Genomic DNA, 20,992 nt, shown 5'->3' with positions numbered 1-20,992 from the left:
GATAATGAGGAATTACAATGAGCCAGTTTTTTTACGTTCATCCAGAAAACCCACAGGCTCGCTTGATTAATCAAGCAGTAGCAATCATTCGTAACGGCGGTGTCGTGGTTTACCCAACCGATTCGGGTTACGCACTTGGCTGTCAACTGGAAAACAAACAGGCGTTAGAACGTATCTGTCAAATTCGTCGCTTGGACGATAAGCACAACTTCACGTTGTTATGTAGAGATTTATCCGAGATTTCGCTGTACGCACGCGTAGACAACGGCGCATTTCGATTATTGAAAAACAATACACCGGGGCCTTACACATTCATTTTCAAAGGTACAAAAGAAGTGCCTCGTCGTTTAATGAATGCAAAGCGTAAAACCATCGGTATCCGTGTTCCTGATAATCAAATCGCGCTTGATCTTTTGGAAGCATTGGGCGAGCCATTGATGTCTACGTCGTTGATTTTGCCTAACAGTGACGTAGCTGAATCTGATCCAGAAGATATTCGTGACAAGTTAGAACATGCGGTTGACGTAATACTTAACGGCGGTTATTTGGGTGAACAACCGTCAACGGTTATCGACTTTAGTGAAGGTGACCCTGTCGTGGTTCGTCTTGGTTCGGGTGACCCTGCGCCATTCGAATAAGTGTGGTGCTAGCTTGATGTGATAAAGGAGGCTGAGATGCCTCCTTTTTTGTATCTGGCGTATTGTTTCGAAAACGAAGTAAATTCTTTAAGCGAACTCGAAAAGATCGATGCCTTTATGTTCCGCATAATCGATGTAACTTGATGTGACTCCGTTCAATGTCACTTCAACATTGTACTCATCACTGGAGAATACCGCCCAGCCACACTCATTGTATGAAAGGTCAAGATCTTCTGCTGAGTCAAGAAACGTATCGCGAATCCCATCCCCGTTGGTATCTCGTCCAAAATCGAAAACTAACTTATCCGAGAAAATACTGAAATCCAGTACTTCTGCTTTCACTTCGATGTCATTAGAAGAAACGGGTTGATCAGGAACACCAATCGCCATTCTGTTGGTGAACACGAATGAATCTGCGCCAAAGCCACCACTTAATACGGACTCACCATCACCGATAACAATGGTGTCATTGCCCCAACCGCCACTAATGAAATTATTACCTGAATAATCGAAAATGATGTCGTCTCCGAATCCGCCATACAGCGAGTCATTTCCTAAACCTCCAGACAAATAATCATTACCGAAGCCACCAGAGATGAAGTCGTTTCCCCGCCCGCCGAACAAGGTGTCTTCTCCCCAGCCACCGAAAACATAATCGTTCCCGTCGAAGCCGACGAAGTTGTCTTTACCGCCAAAACCGAAGAAGATATCGGTTGTGTCTGTGCCTTTTGTTCCTGTCATATTGTCATCGTCGCTGGTGCCAAATATCCAATTGAGAGTAAGCGCTGTGTTTGACATTTCATTGTCCTTTTTATCTGATTATCTTAGCGGGCAAGTCAGTAAGTTGTTGTGGTAACAACCGTGATAATTTTATCAGCTGAAGCTGGAACGCAGTGGGCGAGAGAGTTCTAAATTAGTACGGTTCTTCGCCAGAATATTGATGGCCAGTAGGAAAAAAGTGGTATATCGGAGTTCAATCAGGTTACAAGCAGAAGGCGGAGAATAGAGAGGATTTCTCTTACATTAAACCAGAAAGTTACGTATAATGGCCGACTGAAAAAATCCCGTGAAGATGGGTAATTGCATAATACAGACCAATCCTGGTCTAGACGTCTGTGAAGACGACACATAGGTAGATAAATGAGCGAAAAGTTACAAAAAGTATTAGCACGTGCTGGTCACGGTTCTCGTCGTGAGATTGAATCGTTAATTAAATCTGGTCGCGTAAGCGTGAACGGTAATGTTGCTAAGCTTGGTGAAAGACTTGAAGATGAGAACAGCGTGGTTCGTATCGATGGTCACATTGTATCTGCGAAGATACAAGAAGAAGTGATCTGTCGTGTACTAGCGTACTACAAGCCTGAAGGTGAACTGTGTACTCGTCATGATCCGGAAGGTCGCCGTACTGTTTTTGATCGCCTGCCAAAGATTCGTGGCTCGCGTTGGATTTCGGTAGGTCGTCTGGACGCGAACACATCAGGTCTGTTGCTTTTCACTACGGATGGTGAATTGGCAAACCGCCTAATGCACCCAAGTCGCCAGGTTGAGCGTGAATATCTAGTACGTGTGTTCGGTGAAGTAACTGAACAAAAAGTTCGTAATCTAGTAAAAGGCGTAGAGCTGGAAGACGGTATGGCTCGCTTTGAAGACGTTGTTTACGCTGGTGGTGAAGGCATGAACCACACCTTCTATGTAGTAATCAACGAAGGTCGTAACCGAGAAGTCCGTCGTCTATGGGAATCTCAAGATTGTACGGTAAGCCGCCTGAAACGTGTTCGTTACGGTGATATCTTCTTGGACAAGAAACTGCCACGCGGCGGTTGGATGGAACTTGATCTGAAAGAAGTAAACTACCTGCGTGAGCTAGTAGAACTTCGTCCAGAGAAAGAAACCATGCTTGATCTGAACAAAGATAACACCTCACGTAAGCGTGAACGTGCACGTAGCCAAAAAATTCGTCGTGCAGTTAAGCGCCACGAAGAACGTGTAAATACGCCGAAAGGCCGCAGCAATAATCCTGCTCGTCGTAAGACAAAGAAAAGTGCGGGTGAGCAAGGCGTACGTAACAAACATCGTTAAGCGTTATTAAAAAATCAGAAAGGCTTGCCCATTGGCAAGCCTTTTTCTTATCTGAAAATCGAGAGATGGAAGCTTCTCTGGTAGAGAAGTTAGATAAAAAAACACCAGCATAAAGCTGGTGTTTTTATTCATGATAGGGGAAGCGTTAGTCGCGCTTCCAAAGCATATGACAGAACTTGTGGTCTGGGTCTCGGCTGATTAGCATACGAGCAAATACGTCATCAAGTACGTCATTTTCCTCGTTTACTAGGCCGATACGCACTTCTGCATACACTTCTTTGTCGATCTCGAAGCCTACATGTTCAACCCAGTCTTCACCGGTTTCGACAAGTTCTGCGGCACCACGATCTTCAAACTGTGCAGTAAACAGAATGACATCAGCTGGCTCAAGATTATCTGGAGCCATTTCAAGAAAAATGTCGTACGCAGCGTCGATAACGTCGTCGTAAGAAATCAAATCAGACATGCTTATGCTCGGCTCATGTATTTGCGTTCTGCAGTGTTAATCACCACTCGGTCACCCGTTGCGATGTACTCTGGAACTTGAACAGTAAGACCAGAAGCAAAGCGGGCAGGTTTAGTACGTGCAGAAGCTGACGCACCTTTGATTGAAGGGTCAGTTTCTTCAATCACTAGCTCAACAGAAGATGGCAGTTCAAGGCCAACCGCTGAACCGTCTACCAAGATAACGTGAATACCTTGTGTGTCTTCGTTAATGAATAGCATCTCATCAGCTACGTCACTTTCTTTAAATGTGTATTGTGAGTAGTCTTCGTTATCCATGAAGATGTGTTCATCGCCATCTGCGTATGAGTACACAACGGCACGCTTGTTCATTTCTACCGTTTCAACAACATCATCAGACTTGTAACGCTCGTCTACACGTGCACCTGTTGTTAGATCTGTACAACGCATCTTGTAGATTTTCGCGCCGCCACGACCGCCTGGAGTCGTCACTTCGATGTCTTTAACTAGAAGAGTTTTACCATTAGACTCGATTGCGAAGCCTTTCTTGATTTCACTTGCCTTTGGCATTGTATTTTCCTATTGATACTTATTACGCAAAACTTGATGATTATAGCGTTAAGTTGTCTTGCTGGCATCAAAATTCATCGCTGAAATTGGCTTCATCTCTCATGAATAAACGCGTTATTAAGCTTGATCCAAATTCAGTGCTGGTAGATCATAATGTTCTTGAATCTTAAGCTTTAGATCGCGTTACTTTCAATGTCTCTTCCTGTTATCGACTCAAAACAACCTTTTCAAACCGAATTCGAACCTCTGATCAGAGAAGTTCTTACGTGCCTTAAAAGTGGGCTAGGGCAAAACTTACATAGTGTGTATGTCTATGGCAGTGTTGCGCGTAAAACGGCGGTGGCTGGTAAGTCGAACCTCGATTTAGTGGTTGTAACTAAAGTGGCATTTGAGTCTAACCGAGCCACGTTATTGAACACGATCAAGTGGCGTGCACAGCAAGGCTACCCGCAAGTAAACGGCGTTTCAGTCCGAACCGCACTGGTTAGTGATGTGGCGAATCTCGACAGTATTTTCACCTGGGGCTTTATGCTAAAACATTGCTGTGTCTGTATTTATGGTGATGATTTAGCGGACTGCTTTGGTGATTATGTTCCAAGCTGGGAGATTGCTAAACATTGGAACATGGATGTGGAAGAGTGGCTCTCTGTCTATCGTGCGAAAATAGCACAGGCAAAAAGTGTCGAAGAGCAAACTCAAGCTCAGACGGTAATAGCCAAAAAGTTGTTGCGGGCGTCGTATTCTCTGATTATGTACCGCGATAAACGCTGGTTTGACGACCCTGTGGAATGTGGTCAGGTATTTTTGACCTACCATCCAGAAATGCAATTGGAGATCGAACGTCTGGGTATATTGCTTGCGGGACGGGCTATTCCAAAACGCTCGGTGATAGGGCTTTTAGATAGCTTTGGCAGCTGGCTAGTCAAGCAGTATCAAAAAACAGAGTTTCGCATCGGTTAGCTAAAGCCGGTTGTTAAAACAAGCCCATCTGTGGCGCCGACAAGGTTTCAAAGTCGGTTCCGATAAAAGGTAAAATGGCATCAGCGACGGGCTTCAACTGCTTATCGATATAGTGTTGGTAGTCAATTAAGCTACTGCGGTATTCATGTGGCTCTGGCCCATTAACGGTAATCACATACTCAATTCGACCTCGGTTTTGGTACTGTAATGGTCGACCAAGCTTGGCATTGATTTCGTCTGCCATTCGAGCGGCACGCACTTGGGGCGGAATGTTCTTTTGGTATTCGTGCAGTTTACGGCGCAGTCGCTTCTGATAAATCAATTGGTCATCGAATTCGCCGTTATTGGTTTTCTCAACCACTTCGCGCACATAGTCACTTGGATCATCACCATGGAAGATCATGCCATAAAGTGTGTTTTGGAATCTTTGCGCCAGCGGTGTCCAGTCTGTGCGTGCGCTTTCTAGTCCTTTGAAAATAATCCGCTCGTTTGCACCTTCACCAATTAATCCTGCGTATCGCTTCTTCGAGCCAGTTTCCGCCCCGCGGATGGTAGGCATCAAAAATTTACGATAGTGGGTCTCGTATTCGATTTCTAACATTGAAGTGAGATTGTATTCAGAACGAAGATACTCCCGCCACCAGTTGTTAATGTGGTCGACTAATTGATTGCCGACTTTATCGGCCTCTGTCTGACTGTAGGTGCGGTTTAACGACACAAAGGTGGAGTCCGTATCCCCATAAATGACCTGATAACCTTGTTCTTCAATCAGCACTTTGGTCTGCTTCATGATCTCGTGTCCACGCATGGTGATACTGGATGCCAGTCGGGTATCAAAAAATCGGCAACCGGAGGAGCCTAATACGCCATAAAACGAGTTCATGATGATCTTAATTGCCTGAGAAAAGGCTTTTTCGTTGTTCTTTTTGGCAACGTCACGTGCTGCCCAGAGCTTTTCAATCATCTCGGGCAAAAAGTGTTTTGTGCGATGGAATTGGCCACCACGAAATCCGGGTACCGCTTGATTGTCTTGTTTGCCGATCTCAAGTTGTAGCCCTTCAACAAGCCCCATAGGATCTATCAAGAAGGAACGAATGATGGACGGGTACAGGCTTTTAAAATCCAGCACTAAAACGGAGTCGTAAAGGTTCGGAATTGAATCCATTACGTACCCGCCAGGGCTGGCTATCCAGTTTTCTGGGTGTAAATTTGGCGCTACATAACCCGCGCGGTGAATTTGCGGCAGATAGAGATTAGTAAATGCAGCGACCGAGCCACCGACTCGATCCAGCTCTACGCCTGTTAATCGTGATCGTTCAATCGCGAAAGCGAGCAGGTGAGTGTTATCGAAGATCTTATTTACCAGCACACAATCCTGAAGATTATACTTCGCTAAAGAGGGCTTATCTGAGCGATACATGCGATTAATCTCATCCATACGATCATGCACGTTGTGAATCTCTTTACCTTCACCGAGTAATTCCTGAGAGACGGATTCCAGAGACCAGGAGCGAAAGTGGTATGTCGCGGTTTTTAGCGTGTCGATACCGTCCATCACCACGCGGCCGGGAATAGAAATGAACCCCTGTTGGCTTTGTGAGGAACTGCGGAAGAAACTCGCTTGATCCGCTCTGCCTAACTTGAGCTTCATGTTGTGCCATTCCGCTCTTTTGTGTAGTAAGCGGAAATCGAAGTCAATCACGTTCCAACCGACCACCACATCAGGGTCAAACTGCTTAAACCAAGTGACTAAAGCGTCCAGTAAGGCTTTCTCGTTTTGTACCCACTCGATAGGGGTATCTGCAGGTTCAGGATCGCCTATCATAATGACGCGCGAGTCCATTGGACTGTCCAGACCAATAGAGTAGAGAATGCCTTTTTCCGAACACTCGATATCTAAAGAGACAACTTGCAGCTTCGGCTCATAGTCGCCAGAACGGCATTTTGCATGTTGAATGCGTTGGTATCCGTTGTAAGTTTGCTGGTTACCTGTAAATTCGATACCACCTCTGATGAAGCGCTCCATCAAATAGCGATCAGCAAGCCGAATGTCGCCTTCGTACGTGATAATGTCGTGATGTGAAAAGTGACCTTGTAACGATATGGCGTCTCGGGTAAGTCGTGTATAACAAGCGACAAGAGGGGTAAGCTCGAACGTTTTAATCTCTAACAAACGAAATTCGACGTGAATTTTGTTTGATTGGGCGAGCTCTCTGGCTTGCTCTAGGTCTGATTGAGTAATAAAGAACACTGGTTTTTCGCCATGAATCAGCAACTGAGTTGGTCCAGCTTCGGTTGATACCCATAGCTCTATCTGAGTCTGACCTTGGATATCTCGCGCCTGACGAGTGAGTAGGAAGCCTTGCTGGATGTTCAAGTGAGAAAAACCTTATCGATAATTTAAGCCGGATATTCTAGCACTAAGAGATAAGAAGGAAACGCGTAGTGATGGCCGTTGCTGGTTTTGTCGCCGAATCAGTTCAGGTATCGAGTCAGTATGCTAAAAATGTTCTGGTACTAAGAGTAGCGGTGAATTCAAACGATGACATTCCTGCATGATGGCACTTCGGCTCTGACCTGAGAGCATGGTATCTCGTTTATAGATTGACCATTTGGCCCTGATATTGAGTTGCGTTGGGCAATATAAAATCTAGTTGCTTGATTTATTACGATTAATGTTGTTAATTATCTTCAATTATATTTCGGTTCTGCGCAGTACGCTCTGAAATAACAGAGTGGTTTATGAATAAGTTCTTGCTAAAGTTTGCGTTTGAGCACATATTCATAGAAAGCAATTTTTCGTCAAATACGTTAGTATTAGGCGTCATACTGATATCCACATAGAACATCATGTGGGTGCAGAACCAATAGAAAGTGTGGAGATACAAGTTTGATAAATGTTTTCCTTGTAGATGATCACGAGCTGGTTCGCACAGGGATACGACGTATTATTGAAGACGTCCGTGGAATGAACGTAGCAGGAGAAGCTGACAGCGGTGAAGAGGCAGTAAAATGGTGTCGCAGTAATCATGCTGACGTCGTTTTAATGGACATGAACATGCCAGGAATCGGTGGCTTAGAAGCGACTAAAAAGATTCTTCGCGTGAATCCTGATGTAAAAATCATCGTACTTACCGTTCATACAGAAAATCCGTTTCCAACCAAAGTAATGCAGGCGGGTGCTTCTGGTTATTTAACCAAAGGTGCAGGCCCAGACGAGATGGTTAACGCGATTCGTGTGGTAAATAGTGGGCAGCGTTACATCTCACCAGAGATTGCGCAGCAGATGGCATTGAGTCAATTCTCACCTGCCTCTGAAAACCCGTTTAAAGATTTATCTGAACGTGAATTGCAAATCATGTTGATGATTACCAAGGGTCAGAAAGTCACGGATATTTCTGAACAACTTAACTTGAGTCCAAAAACAGTTAACAGTTACCGCTATAGACTGTTTAGCAAATTGGACATTAATGGCGACGTTGAGTTAACACACTTAGCGATTCGTCACGGAATGCTGGACACTGAGACGCTTTAGTGTGAATCCTCCTTTTGATTCGGCTTCCTTTCTCAAGACAGTAACTCATCAGCCCGGCGTGTACAGAATGTACAACGCCGAGGCTGTTGTTATTTACGTCGGAAAAGCCAAAGACCTCCAAAAGCGCCTTTCGAGTTACTTTCGTAAAAAAGTCGACAGTGAAAAGACACGCGCACTCGTTCGCAATATTGCCAAAATCGACGTTACGGTCACTCATACCGAGACCGAAGCGCTGATCCTTGAACACAATTACATTAAGCAGTATTTACCGAAATACAACGTACTGTTGCGTGATGATAAATCCTACCCTTTCATCTTTATCAGCGGACATAAACATCCGCGCTTATCGATGCATCGAGGTGCTAAAAAGCGCAAAGGCGAGTACTTCGGCCCGTATCCGGACTCCGGTGCAGTGCGCGAAACGTTACATCTACTGCAAAAGATATTTCCCGTTCGCCAGTGCGAAGATACTGTCTATTCAAACCGTACTCGTCCATGTCTGATGTATCAAATTGGGCGTTGCGCAGGGCCGTGTGTCAGCTCAATCATTTCAGACGACGAATATGCGGAGCTGGTGGGTTTTGTTCGCCTATTCTTGCAAGGCAAAGACCAGCAAGTACTTAAGATGCTAATTGAGAAAATGGAGCATGCTAGCCAGCAGCTACGCTTTGAAGATGCGGCAAAGTTTCGTGATCAGATTCAGGCAATCCGCCGTGTTCAGGAACAACAGTACGTTTCCGAAGACAGTATGGACGATATGGATGTACTTGGCTTTGCTCAGGAAAGCGGAATAGCGTGTATCCATATTCTGATGATTCGTCAGGGGAAGGTTTTGGGTAGTCGAAGCCACTTCCCTAAAATACCGCAAAATACCAGTCAGCAAGAAGTGTTTGATAGCTTCTTAACTCAGTATTATTTGAGTCACAACGAAGCGCGTACCATTCCCGCCCGGATTATTCTCAATCAGGAGCTGGCAGAGGATATTGAGCCGATTCAAAAAGCACTCTCCGAAGTTGCAGGACGTAAGGTTCGCTTTCATACATCACCCACTGGTGTCAGAGGGCGCTACCTCAAACTGTCGAATACCAATGCACTAACGGCAATTACCACTAAAATTAATCATAAGATGACCATCAATCAGCGCTTTCACGCCCTACGTGAAGTGCTAGATATGGAGTCGATAACGCGCATGGAATGTTTTGATATCTCTCATACGATGGGAGAGAGCACAATTGCGTCGTGTGTGGTTTTCAACAATGAAGGTCCGGTTAAACAAGAATATCGCCGTTACAACATTACGGGTATTACTGGTGGTGATGATTATGCCGCGATGGGGCAGGTATTGGATCGCCGATATTCAAAGCAACTGGATGTGGAGAAGATCCCAGACATCATTTTCATCGATGGTGGTAAAGGTCAGCTCAATCGTGCTCATGAAATCATTTCACAACACTGGGGAGATTGGCCAAAACGACCAATTTTGATCGGTATTGCGAAAGGGGTAACGCGTAAGCCCGGGCTGGAAACGTTAATCACGGTAGATGGCCATGAGTTTAATCTGCCAAGTGACGCCCCGGCGCTTCACCTTATTCAGCATATTCGAGACGAAAGCCATAATCATGCGATTGCAGGACATCGGGCTAAACGTGGCAAAACACGACGCACGAGTGCGCTAGAAGGGATTGAAGGTGTTGGACCGAAGCGACGCCAGGCTTTGCTGAAATACATGGGCGGATTACAGGAACTTAAACGTGCAAGTGTCGAAGAAATCGCCAAAGTACCGGGGATTAGTCACTCTTTAGCAGAAATTATTTTCCAAGCATTGAAACAATAAGGAAAATCCCGCAACATTAGCACGCAATGTGTAAGAGAATAATAAAATGCGATTGAATATCCCGAACATTCTGTCTCTTCTTAGACTGTTCTTAATTCCAGTTTTTGTGGTTGTTTTTTATCTGCCTTATTCATGGGCGCCTTTTGCTTCGGCAATGGTGTTTTGGGTAGCAGGCTTTACCGATTGGCTAGATGGTATGTTGGCTCGTAAGCTTGGCCAAACATCTCGTTTTGGCGCGTTTATCGATCCGGTAGCTGATAAAGTGCTGGTTGCGACGGCGTTGATTTTGATTACAGAACACTACCACACCATATGGGTGACAATTCCCGCTGTTACCATGATTGCTCGTGAGATCATCATTTCTGCCCTACGAGAGTGGATGGCTGAAATTGGTAAACGTGCAAGTGTCGCGGTTTCTTGGGTCGGTAAAGTTAAAACTCTCGCACAGATGTTTGCGTTGTGGGTGTTGATTTGGCGTTATGATGAATGGATGGTTTGGGTTGGCTTTGCGGCGCTTTACATCGCTACCGTCCTGACGTATTGGTCTATGATCCAATATCTCGCAGCAGCAAAAGACGATTTGCTCGATGAGAAGCATCATTAATAAAAAAGTATTTATACTAAGCAGGCACCCAATGCCTGCTTTTTTGTGCATGTTAGAAATTAATAGCTATTGGCGTACAAAAAATAAATGTGATTTAGATCCTGTTTTTCTTAGTGTTGCTTATCCGATACAACGAATAACCTGATTATGAACGGTTGATGTGAGCTGATTCTCTGGTATCTCTGGTAGGGGAGTAGCCAAAGTTTCACGATAAACAAGTGTATTTGAGCAAGTTTTTGTATTAAAACTAAGCAATCTACCGTCTTTCGCACAAATTCTAGTCAAACGATTTAAAAAAATAAAAATAGTGTTGACTCGATCGCTCGAATCCGTAGAATGCATCCCGTACCCAAGAGAGCAAAGCTCAAAAGGGTGGTTAGAAAAGGTTATCTTTTCTTGCAATGAGGCGCCTTGGCAGAGTGGCTATGCAGCGGATTGCAAATCCGTGGACCTCGGTTCGACTCCGGGAGGCGCCTCCATTATTCTTTCGATAGCAAATGGCTTTCGAGAATAAATGCGACACTAGCTCAGTTGGTAGAGCGCAACCTTGCCAAGGTTGAGGTCACGAGTTCGAACCTCGTGTGTCGCTCCAAAAATTTAAAGATATGGCGTTAAGCGGTATCAGATGGTGTTTTACTTTTCTGTAAAGGCATCACAAAGTATATTTGTGTGCCCTGGTGGTGGAATTGGTAGACACAAGGGATTTAAAATCCCTCGGCGTTCGCGCTGTGCCGGTTCAAGTCCGGCCCGGGGCACCATCTCATGCGACACTAGCTCAGTTGGTAGAGCGCAACCTTGCCAAGGTTGAGGTCACGAGTTCGAACCTCGTGTGTCGCTCCAAAATACGAAAACCCAGCATTGTTATGCTGGGTTTTTTCGTATTTCTCCCTAGAAAAATAGCAGTTTCTAGGAACTCTCACATATTTCGCTTCCCAGCCGTACTTTCTGATCACATCGTTCAGTGTCATTCGCGGTCTAATTTATTCGTATTTTCAGCTTGTTATGTGCATCTGTTGTGCGTCGCGATTACCTTATATAGGCTAAGGTTACAAGTTCTGCCGCCATTGGCAAAATACAATTGCGTCCGAGATCAATAAATCAATGATGAAAAATCATTGCCATGAGATTTTATTTTGTGATAAATTCGCGCGCAATCTCGGAGCGTAATTTACGCCTTTGGTTCTCTGGGGGATACGCGTAGTGAACATTCAAGCTGATTGTGACACTACGTAGGGTAGGTATCGGCAAAGCCTTTTGTTGATAGACGGGATACTAATGCTGTAAGTGCAGCATATTAATGGGAAACCCAACATTGCAACCTTTGAATAAACACACACTAATCAGCTTCATACTGCCGAAATGTCCTGTTTTACAAAACGGGTGCATTACGGAACCTTGATTACGTCCCAGCGCATATAGAAGTCACGAATGTCGTGACAGGATTATCTGTGTTTGTCATCTCAGCCATGACAAATGCGGAGGTTTACTTATTTCTCCTGTAACTTTTTTCTAATGATAATTAAAACAGGATGAAGAACTAATATAATTCAAGGGATTACCTAGTATGACCACTGCCTTTGAAGTCGATAACAATATCGCAAACATTTTTTCATCACAGGTTCCAGTTGTTGAGGGAACGTATGACTTAACTCCAGACCAAGTGTTACTTGATCAGGCTGAGCACGAATCAGCGGTTCGCTCTTATCCTCGTCGCTTGCCGATTGCTATTAAACAGGCTTATGGCTGTTTAGTAGAAGATACTCGAGGTCAAATCTTTTTGGATTGCCTTGCGGGTGCGGGTACTTTGGCACTGGGTTATAACCACCCAGAAATCAATCAAGCATTGAAAGATCAGCTAGATTCTGGCCTGCCTTATCAGACGCTTGATATTGCTACCTCGGCGAAAACGCATTTCATTCAGTCTGTGAAGTCATTTCTTCCTCAAGAGCTGGGTGATAACTGTGTGATTCAGTTCTGTGGACCATCTGGTGCCGATGCAGTTGAAGCGGCGATCAAACTGGCGAAACAGACAACTGGCCGTAACACTATGTTCGCATTCCGTGGTGCTTACCATGGTATGACTAACGGTACGATGGGCATGATGGGTAACTTAGGTACTAAGGCTCGTCGTACAGGTCTGATGTCAGACGTACATTTTATGCCTTTCCCATACAACTTACGTTGCCCGTTTGGACTTGGTGGCGATGAAGGTGCGAAAGCGAGTATTCGTTACATCGAGCGTCTTCTAAATGATGACGAAGCAGGCATTATGAAGCCGGCGGCAATCATCGTTGAACCAGTACAAGGTGAGGGTGGTGTTATCCCTGCACCAGCATTCTGGCTGCGTGAGCTTCGCCGTATCTGTGATGAACACGGCATTCTGTTGATCTTCGACGAAATTCAATGTGGTGTTGGTAAATCTGGCTACAACTTTGCTTTCGAAGAAGCCGGCATCGTTCCAGACGTGTTGTGTTTGTCGAAAGCGATCGGTGGTGGTATGCCGATGTCGCTTCTTGTTATCAACAAGCAGCACGATACCTGGAATCCGGGCGAGCACACGGGTACGTTCCGCGGTAACCAGCTTGCAATGGTTAGTGGTGCGAAAGCGCTAGAGATTATTCAACGTGACAACCTTGTCGAGCATGCAAACATTGCAGGCCAATACCTTCGTTTTGGTCTGGAAGGCATTCAGAAGCGCGTTAACTGTATCGCAGAAGTTCGCGGCAAAGGTTTGATGCTGGGCGTTGAAATTAAGAACCCTAATGGCGAATTGAACAAGTTCGGTGAGCCTGTGGCTGATGGTCAGTTGACGCTTGCGATTCAACGTGCGGCGCTAGAGCGTGGCTTGATGGTAGAGAAAGGGGGCCGTGAAGGCTCTGTAATTCGTTTCCTTCCACCACTGATTATTTCATTTGAGCAAATCGACTTTGCTCTGCGTGTACTTGAAGAAGCCATCATTGCTGCTGGCGGTAGCCATGTTGAAGCTTCACCACAAGAAGAGTGGAAAAAGCACTTCGTTCACACTGGTGAATTAGGTAGTACTGAGTTTGCATCAGTGATGAACCACACGACTGCAGCTATGAAGTCTGTATTCGAACAAGTAAGCGCGCCATATTCAGGTATGGACCCTAAAGCGTTAGAAGAAGCGATCAATGCTGTCGACCTAGACAACAAAAATGCGCCTCTTAAATCAGTGATTGACGACGCTGCAGAGCTTGTTGCCAAGAATGCGATCTTTACACAGCACCCTGATTGTATTGCGCATTTACACACGCCACCACTCATGCCTGCGATTGCGGCTGAAGCGATGATTGCAGCTCTGAACCAGTCTATGGACTCTTGGGATCAAGCGTCTTCTGCGACTTACGTTGAGCAAAAAGTGGTGAACTGGCTTTGCGACAAATACGAGCTAGGCGAGCAAGCTGACGGTATTTTCACTAGCGGCGGCACTCAAAGTAACCAAATGGGTTTGATGCTGGCGCGAGACTGGATCGCAGACAAACTAAGCGGTCACTCTATTCAGAAGCTAGGTCTTCCTGAGTACGCCGACAAACTGAGAATTGTGTGTTCGAAGAAATCACACTTCACGGTTCAAAAATCAGCGTCTTGGATGGGGCTTGGCGAAAAAGCAGTCATGACTGTTGATGCTAATCCAGACGGCACGATGGATGTGAACAAGTTGGATGAGGTGCTGACTCAGGCAAAAGCGGAAGGTTTAATCCCATTTGCGATCGTTGGTACAGCTGGTACAACCGATCACGGCGCGATTGATGATCTAGACTTCATTGCAGACATGGCTGAAAAACATGAACTGTGGATGCATGTCGACGGCGCATACGGTGGTGCTTTGATTCTTAGCAGCCAAAAAGCTCGCCTGAAAGGTGTTGAGCGTGCGCAGTCTATCAGCGTTGACTTCCACAAATTGTTCTACCAAACAATCAGTTGTGGTGCGCTTCTTGTTAATGACAAGTCAAACTTCAAGTTCCTGCTTCATCATGCAGATTACTTGAACCGCGAACATGACGAACTACCAAACTTGGTAGATAAGTCTATCGCAACAACTAAGCGTTTTGATGCTTTAAAAGTGTTTATGACAATGCAAAGCGTGGGGCCAAAAGCTCTAGGCGACATGTACGACCATTTGCTTGATCAAACGCTAGAAGTAGCAGATATGATCCGCGATAACGACAACTTTGAGTTGTTGGCGGAACCATCACTATCTACGGTTCTGTTCCGTGCGACACATGAATCCGCAGATCTTGATGAACTAAATAAAGCGTTGCGTTTAGAGGCGCTGACTCGCGGAACCGCAGTACTGGGTGAAACCATTGTTGACGGTAAAACCGCACTTAAATTTACGATTTTGAACCCGTGTCTAACGACGGCGGACTTTGAATCTTTGCTCTCAAAAATCCATATGCTAGCAGTTGAGCTAGTTTAACAAAGGTAACGGAAAACTATGGCAATTCTACAGATTGGTGCAGGCGGCGTTGGCTGGGTAGTTGCACACAAAGCAGCACAAAACAACGACGTTCTGGGTGATATCACAATCGCATCACGTACCGTAGGTAAGTGTGAGAAAATCATCGAATCTATTCAGAAGAAAAACAACCTGAAAGATTCAACTAAGAAATTAGAAGCTAGAGCAGTTAATGCTGACGACGTAGATTCTCTTGTTGCTCTTATTAAAGAAGTTAAGCCTGATCTTGTGATCAACGCTGGTCCTCCATGGGTAAACATGCCAATCATGGAAGCATGTTACCAAGCGAAAGTGTCATACCTGGATACATCAGTGGCAGTTGACCTGTGTTCTGAAGGTCAGCAAGTACCTCAGGCTTATGATTGGCAGTGGGGTTACCGTGAGAAGTTCGAAGAAGCGGGCATCACAGGTATCCTAGGTGCTGGTTTCGATCCAGGCGTAGTATCGGTATTTGCAGCGTATGCAGTTAAGCATCTGTTCGATGAAATCGATACTATCGACGTAATGGACGTAAACGCTGGTGACCACGGTAAGAAGTTTGCGACAAACTTCGACCCAGAAACCAACATGCTTGAGATCCAAGGCGACTCTTTCTACTGGGAAAATGGCGAGTGGAAACAAGTACCTTGTCACTCTCGTATGCTTGAGTTTGAATTCCCTAACTGTGGTTCACACAAAGTGTACTCAATGGCGCACGATGAAGTTCGTTCAATGAAGGAATTCATCCCTGCAAAACGCATTGAATTCTGGATGGGTTTCGGAGACCGTTACCTAAACTACTTCAATGTAATGCGTGATATCGGCCTATTGAGCCCAGACCCACTAACGCTGCACGATGGTACAGTAGTACAACCTCTGCACGTATTGAAAGCGCTACTACCAGATCCAACTTCTCTTGCACCAGGCTACACCGGCCTAACGTGTATCGGTACTTGGGTTCAAGGTAAGAAAGACGGTAAAGAGCGCAGTGTCTTCATCTACAACAATGCTGACCACGAAGTGGCATACGAAGACGTAGAGCACCAAGCGATCTCTTACACAACAGGTGTACCAGCGATCACTGCGGCACTGCAATTCTTCCGTGGCGAGTGGGCGGATAAAGGTGTGTTCAATATGGAACAGCTAAACCCAGATCCGTTCCTGGAAACCATGCCTTCTATCGGTCTGGATTGGCATGTTCAAGAGCTTGAAGCAGGTCAGGGACTTCCAGTTATCCACGAACTTAAAAAGTAACTATTTAAGCTCGTAGCAAACCTGGAATTAACTTAAATCTAAGCCGATGCGAATGCGTCGGCTTTGTTCGATTTTATAGTGCCTTCGTTTAGGCGAGGGGACTCAAGGTATTACAATGCAACACAACGAACTAAAAACCCCGTACTTCATGATCAATGAAGACAAGCTGGTAGAAAACCTAGAGAAAGCGAAACAGCTGAAAGAAATCTCAGGTGTGAAGCTGGTTCTTGCACTGAAGTGTTTCTCAACTTGGGGTGTTTTCGACATCATCAAGCCTTACTTAGACGGAACAACAAGTTCTGGCCCGTTTGAAGTAAAGCTTGGTCATGAAACGTTTGGCGGTGAAACGCACGCTTACAGTGTGGGTTACAGTGAAGACGACGTACGTGAGGTTGCTGACATCTGTGACAAGATGATCTTTAACTCGCAATCTCAGCTTGCTGCTTACCGTCATATCGTTGAAGGCAAAGCGTCAATTGGTCTGCGCTTGAATCCAGGCGTGAGCTATGCAGGTCAAGACTTAGCGAACCCTGCACGTCAATTCTCTCGCCTTGGTGTACAAGCGGATCACATCAATTCAGAAGTATTTGACGGTATTGAAGGTGTGATGTTCCACATGAACTGTGAAAACAAAGACGTAGATGCGTTTATTGGATTACTGGATGCGATTTCAGAACAGTTTGGTGAGTACCTAAACAAGCTTGATTGGGTAAGCATGGGCGGTGGTGTATTCTTCACGTGGCCTGGTTACGATATTGAAAAGCTTGGTCTTGCTCTGAAAGCCTTCTCTGAGAAACACGGCGTACAAATGTACTTAGAGCCTGGTGAAGCGATCATTACTAAGACCACGGATCTGGTTGTGACTGTGGTTGATATCGTAGAGAACGTTAAGAAAACTGCGATTGTTGACTCTGCAACTGAAGCACACCGTTTAGATACGCTGATTTACAACGAGCCAGCATCAATTCTAGAAGCGTCTGAGAATGGCGAGCACGAATACGTGATCGGTTCATGCTCATGCCTAGCGGGTGACCAATTCTGTGTGGCGAATTTTGAACAGCCGCTAGAAATTGGCCAACGTCTACACATTTTAGATAGTGCAGGCTACACCATGGTGAAACTAAACTGGTTTAACGGTTTGCGTATGCCTTCTGTTTACTGTGAGCGTTCAAACGGCGAGATTCAAAAGCTGAACGAGTTTGATTATTCAGATTTTAAACGTTCACTATCTCAATGGTCAGTGAAATAAGCGTTCTGGCTTTCTGTACTATATCAATGCAAAAGAGCAGCTGAGGCTGCTCTTTTTTATAGGAGGCGGGGCAGGTCAATAGACCCTAGTCTTCTATGATAACCCGAGTATCCTCACTCAGCGCTTCTAGTTCATTCGCTACATCCTCAATTTCCATTTCGCTTGGCAGTTTAATCGCGATTTTTGCACTGAACAGGCTTGAGCTGACGCCGCCACCTCCAGCAATAAAGACACGTTGACAGTCCATATCTAAAATCGAGATGCCTTGATCATCAAGAATATGGGTTATCTCATTTACGATGCCAGCTCTGTCGTTGGCGTCGAGTCTGAGCTGGAAGATCGTGTCAGCACTATGCGAGTAAGGTTCGGAATCGACGAATTTAACCACTAATGTCTGACATGCGGAAAATGCGTCTTTAACGATATCGGCTTTTTCTTTTGGTAATTCAATTTTAATCACCCCCGCCACTTGGTCTTCAATAAAGTTAACTTTACTGATTAACCATTTACCTCCATTTTCATGGGTGATGGCAGCAAGTTCCTTGATGGTCGCAGGTGAAGCCTGACCAGCAAAATTAACGATAAACACAGTGTTCATATGGTCCCCTCCTGGAAAAAGGTTTGGACGCGGCACGGGATTACGTAGCGCTTAAGTTATTGGAATAAATCCTTTTATTCAGTGTAGGTGTTAGGTGGGGGATATGTTTGATGAAGGTCAATTTTTTGGGCTAATTCTTGAAGCGAATATTTAAAACTGTGTTTGAACCACAAAAAAGCAGCCAGTCGGCTGCTTTATCGGTTTACGTCAGATTAGAACGTGACTTTTAATTCCATGCCATAGAACTGGCTGTCGTAACTGGCACCTGCGTTCATCGCAAACTTGGCTACATCCTGATTACCAAACCAAGGGGATGAACTAAATTGAAGTTCGGCACTGCCACCCCATGCGTCGGTGACCCAGTAGTGGACATGACCAACTGGGTTTAGGAAGAAAAGTGATATATCACCCACCGTTTCCGAACCCAATACTTCACCACCATTTGCCAGGATATCTTGCTCAGCGGTTACCATCATCTCACCAACGACAGCACCAAAAAACGGCGTAATGAAAAGGTCTTGCCAAGAAGGCACTTCAGCAAAAGCTTCCACACCATACTCCCAGAAGAACGCTGACATCGTAGCGGAATACAAGAACGATTCAAATTCGTTATAACCAGAGTGGCGGGCCGCGGTATAGTAAACACCACCAAAATAAGGGTGCATAATATAGTTGAGAACATGCTCATCTCGGTCCCAAACCGGACCATCAGAGACATTATCTTTCCATTTCTGACCCAGCTTACTCATATCACGGTCTTCTTCATCCCACTTAGTGATACTTTCTGGAAGGAAGGTCATCAAACCGACAGTCGCAACACTCAATCCAAGAATGGTGTACGTTTGGCCCATGAGGTAATCCCAGTCTTTATCTTGAGGAACGATAAGATGTTTGGGTTGAAGACCAGCGTCAAGATTTAAAGAATCATCATTATCCTGTTCAAAAGCCAGGCTGCGGTTTTGAGCTTCAAAGGTGTATAGATTGGTCGTTGCACAGTAGCCGGACAGGCAATCAGGGGCGTACGAAAACTCCGAATGTCTGGCCATATCGTATTGGCTTGCATTTGCAACGGTTGTTGTTACAAAGCCGAGTCCTGCTAGAGTCTTCTTGAATATGGATGATTTTGACACAAAGGTCTCCGAGTAATTGATTTGATGATCTAACTCAAATTATCCCTTAAATAAAAAACCATTTAAATACTTGATGTTAATTTATATCAAAATGATTTCATTACACTAGCTTGCACCTTGAGGTGATCGGCTCACATTATCAACGTGATTAGAGCGTCGGCACGTGTCCTTTTTCATCACCCTCAAGCGCTGTCGTGGTGGCTTCTTTTGTTCCGGTTACCCAGTTTGAACCATGCAATTCGAGCGGATTTGTGTATAGTTAACACCAGTGCAGGTAAAACTAATTCAATAAATAGAACATGATATGAGTACAGCATACAAAATTAGAAATGTGCTCATGGTGAGGAGTCAGTTGTGAAAATTGCAATGCTTAGTACCGGTGAAGAAGTTCTTCACGGGGATATTGTTGATACAAATGCGGCCTGGATGTCTAGTCTGTTTTATCAGCAAGGATTTGGCTTAACTAAACGCTCAACAGTCGGTGATAAGCAATCGAGCTTGATTGAAGAGTTTTTAATGCTGAGTTTTAATAATGACGTTGTTATCGTTAATGGTGGTTTAGGGCCAACGACTGACGACTTGAGTGCCGCGGCAGCAGCAAAAGCGGCTGATTGTAAGTTGGTGCTGTTTAAGGAATGGCTTGAGCAGCTAGAGAGCATGTATGCTCGACGTGGCAAACCTATGCCAGATAGTAATTTAAAACAAGCCATGCTCCCTGAAACCGCTCAAATACTCGATAACCCAATCGGTACTGCCTGTGGTTTTAAAATGTTGATTAACGATGCGGTTTTCTATTTTACGCCAGGCGTACCCAGCGAATTTAAACTGATGGCAGAAACGCAGATTTTGCCTGATTTGAAGCGCACTTTCCCTGATGTTCAAGGCTCTTCATGTAGCCGCATTTATACATTTGGACTCTCAGAGTCGGGCATCTCAGATAAGTTGGATCCGATAAAGTTACCTGAGGGGTATGAGCTTGGTTATCGCTCTTACTTACCTTTCATTGAAGTGAAACTGTTTGGCCCTAACGATCAGTTTGATCAGCGTTTAAAGTTATTGCAGATAATTAATCAACATCTGGAGGCCAATACAGTCAGCATCGACCAGCCTATGATCGAGCATGTAGGCCAGTTGTTAGTAGAGAAAGCGTTAACGCTATCAGTTTCTGAAAAGAGCAGTGCAGGGTATTTGACCTATTGGCTCAACGGTGATGAAAATGCCGAAAAGCAACTTGGCCACAGCTGGGTTTTATCAGGCAGTAATCAAGCTATCAAAGACGAAGGTGACCCATTAGCTGCAACGTTTGCACTATCGGGAGCGACTCGTGAAAAATGCCGAACTGATTTGTCGTTAGTTACAGGCGAACTCGATGATGGTCTGTTTTCTGTCGCGCTATCGACGCCTAAAGGGGAATGGGGAGCTGTCTACAAGCTGTCCAGAAAATATCAGCGCGATGATCAAGTAAAAGTCATCAGTACGGCCGCTCTCGATCTACTGCGCCGTTATCTGGAAGGTAAGCCGATGTTTGCCCACTATGCATTTTTAGAAAAAGTGAAAGAGATGCACATTCCATCCAGTGTAATTTAGTGCCAGTTTTTACACGATTTTTGGATAAAA

At 45.0% G+C, this 20,992-nt stretch carries 16 protein-coding genes and 4 tRNA genes; 14 read left to right on the top strand and 6 right to left on the bottom strand.

Annotation, left to right across the window (positions count from 1 at the left end; translation table 11 throughout):
* The first annotated feature begins 17 nt into the window (after positions 1-17).
* Positions 18-638 carry an L-threonylcarbamoyladenylate synthase gene (locus L9Q40_RS03560; RefSeq protein WP_014232403.1) on the top strand — a complete coding sequence of 207 codons (621 nt, stop codon included), beginning with the start codon at positions 18-20 and terminating at the stop codon, positions 636-638.
* Between the two features lie 87 nt (positions 639-725).
* On the opposite strand, the gene L9Q40_RS03555 is transcribed toward L9Q40_RS03560, so the two are convergent.
* Entirely contained in the window at positions 726-1,436 is a 711-nt protein-coding gene (locus tag L9Q40_RS03555; RefSeq protein WP_498792049.1) for a calcium-binding protein, read from the bottom strand.
* 342 nt (positions 1,437-1,778) lie between these two features.
* On the opposite strand from L9Q40_RS03555, the gene rluB reads away from it, so the two are divergent.
* Complete coding sequence (rluB, locus tag L9Q40_RS03550; RefSeq protein WP_014232401.1) at positions 1,779-2,717, top strand: 23S rRNA pseudouridine(2605) synthase RluB; 939 nt, start codon at positions 1,779-1,781, stop codon at positions 2,715-2,717.
* A gap of 145 nt (positions 2,718-2,862) precedes the next feature.
* Here rluB and L9Q40_RS03545 read toward each other — a convergent pair whose 3' ends face one another.
* On the bottom strand, positions 2,863-3,183 hold the full coding sequence (locus L9Q40_RS03545; protein ID WP_014232400.1) for an HI1450 family dsDNA-mimic protein: 321 nt from the start codon (positions 3,181-3,183) through the stop codon (positions 2,863-2,865).
* 2 nt (positions 3,184-3,185) lie between these two features.
* A complete protein-coding gene (gene efpL / locus L9Q40_RS03540) occupies positions 3,186-3,752 on the bottom strand; it encodes an elongation factor P-like protein EfpL (RefSeq protein WP_014232399.1) in 567 nt (188 codons plus the stop codon).
* 192 nt (positions 3,753-3,944) lie between these two features.
* Between efpL and L9Q40_RS03535 the strand changes: the two genes are divergently transcribed.
* A complete protein-coding gene (locus tag L9Q40_RS03535) occupies positions 3,945-4,712 on the top strand; it encodes a nucleotidyltransferase domain-containing protein (protein WP_498792046.1) in 768 nt (255 codons plus the stop codon).
* Between the two features lie 13 nt (positions 4,713-4,725).
* Here the strand turns inward: L9Q40_RS03535 and L9Q40_RS03530 are convergent, their stop codons facing one another.
* Positions 4,726-7,089: a DNA polymerase II gene (locus tag L9Q40_RS03530; protein WP_498792044.1), complete on the bottom strand. Its 2,364-nt coding sequence runs from the start codon at positions 7,087-7,089 to the stop codon at positions 4,726-4,728.
* Positions 7,090-7,602: 513 nt separating this feature from the next.
* Here L9Q40_RS03530 and uvrY point away from each other — a divergent pair.
* The 10 genes from uvrY to nspC all read left to right on the top strand — a co-directional run bounded on the left by uvrY (position 7,603) and on the right by nspC (position 17,647).
* Positions 7,603-8,247: a UvrY/SirA/GacA family response regulator transcription factor gene (gene uvrY, locus L9Q40_RS03525; RefSeq protein ID WP_014232396.1), complete on the top strand. Its 645-nt coding sequence runs from the start codon at positions 7,603-7,605 to the stop codon at positions 8,245-8,247.
* A 1-nt stretch (position 8,248) separates the two neighbouring features.
* A complete protein-coding gene (gene uvrC, locus L9Q40_RS03520; protein WP_498792041.1) occupies positions 8,249-10,081 on the top strand; it encodes an excinuclease ABC subunit UvrC in 1,833 nt (610 codons plus the stop codon).
* A gap of 46 nt (positions 10,082-10,127) precedes the next feature.
* Positions 10,128-10,685: a CDP-diacylglycerol--glycerol-3-phosphate 3-phosphatidyltransferase gene (pgsA, locus tag L9Q40_RS03515; protein ID WP_014232394.1), complete on the top strand. Its 558-nt coding sequence runs from the start codon at positions 10,128-10,130 to the stop codon at positions 10,683-10,685.
* Positions 10,686-11,090: 405 nt separating this feature from the next.
* Positions 11,091-11,164, top strand: a tRNA-Cys gene (locus L9Q40_RS03510).
* A 37-nt stretch (positions 11,165-11,201) separates the two neighbouring features.
* Positions 11,202-11,277 (top strand) — tRNA-Gly (locus L9Q40_RS03505).
* A 79-nt stretch (positions 11,278-11,356) separates the two neighbouring features.
* Positions 11,357-11,443: transfer RNA gene (locus tag L9Q40_RS03500), tRNA-Leu, on the top strand.
* 6 nt (positions 11,444-11,449) lie between these two features.
* Positions 11,450-11,525, top strand: a tRNA-Gly gene (locus L9Q40_RS03495).
* Between the two features lie 724 nt (positions 11,526-12,249).
* A complete protein-coding gene (locus L9Q40_RS03490) occupies positions 12,250-15,126 on the top strand; it encodes a pyridoxal phosphate-dependent class III aminotransferase (protein WP_065302587.1) in 2,877 nt (958 codons plus the stop codon).
* Positions 15,127-15,144: 18 nt separating this feature from the next.
* On the top strand, positions 15,145-16,398 hold the full coding sequence (locus L9Q40_RS03485; RefSeq protein WP_014232392.1) for a carboxynorspermidine synthase: 1,254 nt from the start codon (positions 15,145-15,147) through the stop codon (positions 16,396-16,398).
* A gap of 115 nt (positions 16,399-16,513) precedes the next feature.
* A complete protein-coding gene (nspC, locus tag L9Q40_RS03480; protein WP_498792036.1) occupies positions 16,514-17,647 on the top strand; it encodes a carboxynorspermidine decarboxylase in 1,134 nt (377 codons plus the stop codon).
* 85 nt (positions 17,648-17,732) lie between these two features.
* Here the strand turns inward: nspC and L9Q40_RS03475 are convergent, their stop codons facing one another.
* Positions 17,733-18,245: a glycine cleavage system transcriptional repressor gene (locus L9Q40_RS03475; RefSeq protein WP_020335558.1), complete on the bottom strand. Its 513-nt coding sequence runs from the start codon at positions 18,243-18,245 to the stop codon at positions 17,733-17,735.
* Between the two features lie 212 nt (positions 18,246-18,457).
* Entirely contained in the window at positions 18,458-19,360 is a 903-nt protein-coding gene (locus L9Q40_RS03470; RefSeq protein ID WP_024372913.1) for a DUF3943 domain-containing protein, read from the bottom strand.
* Between the two features lie 369 nt (positions 19,361-19,729).
* Between L9Q40_RS03470 and L9Q40_RS03465 the strand changes: the two genes are divergently transcribed.
* Positions 19,730-20,962 carry a CinA family nicotinamide mononucleotide deamidase-related protein gene (locus L9Q40_RS03465; RefSeq protein WP_118118850.1) on the top strand — a complete coding sequence of 411 codons (1,233 nt, stop codon included), beginning with the start codon at positions 19,730-19,732 and terminating at the stop codon, positions 20,960-20,962.
* The last annotated feature ends 30 nt before the right edge of the window (positions 20,963-20,992 follow it).

The sequence above is a fragment of the Allocatenococcus thiocycli genome (genome assembly GCF_921292965.1).
Taxonomy (GTDB): Bacteria; Pseudomonadota; Gammaproteobacteria; order Enterobacterales; family Vibrionaceae; genus Vibrio; species Vibrio natriegens.
The sequence above is the reverse complement of the archived record's forward strand: the minus strand, read 5'-3'. Positions and strand labels throughout refer to the sequence as shown.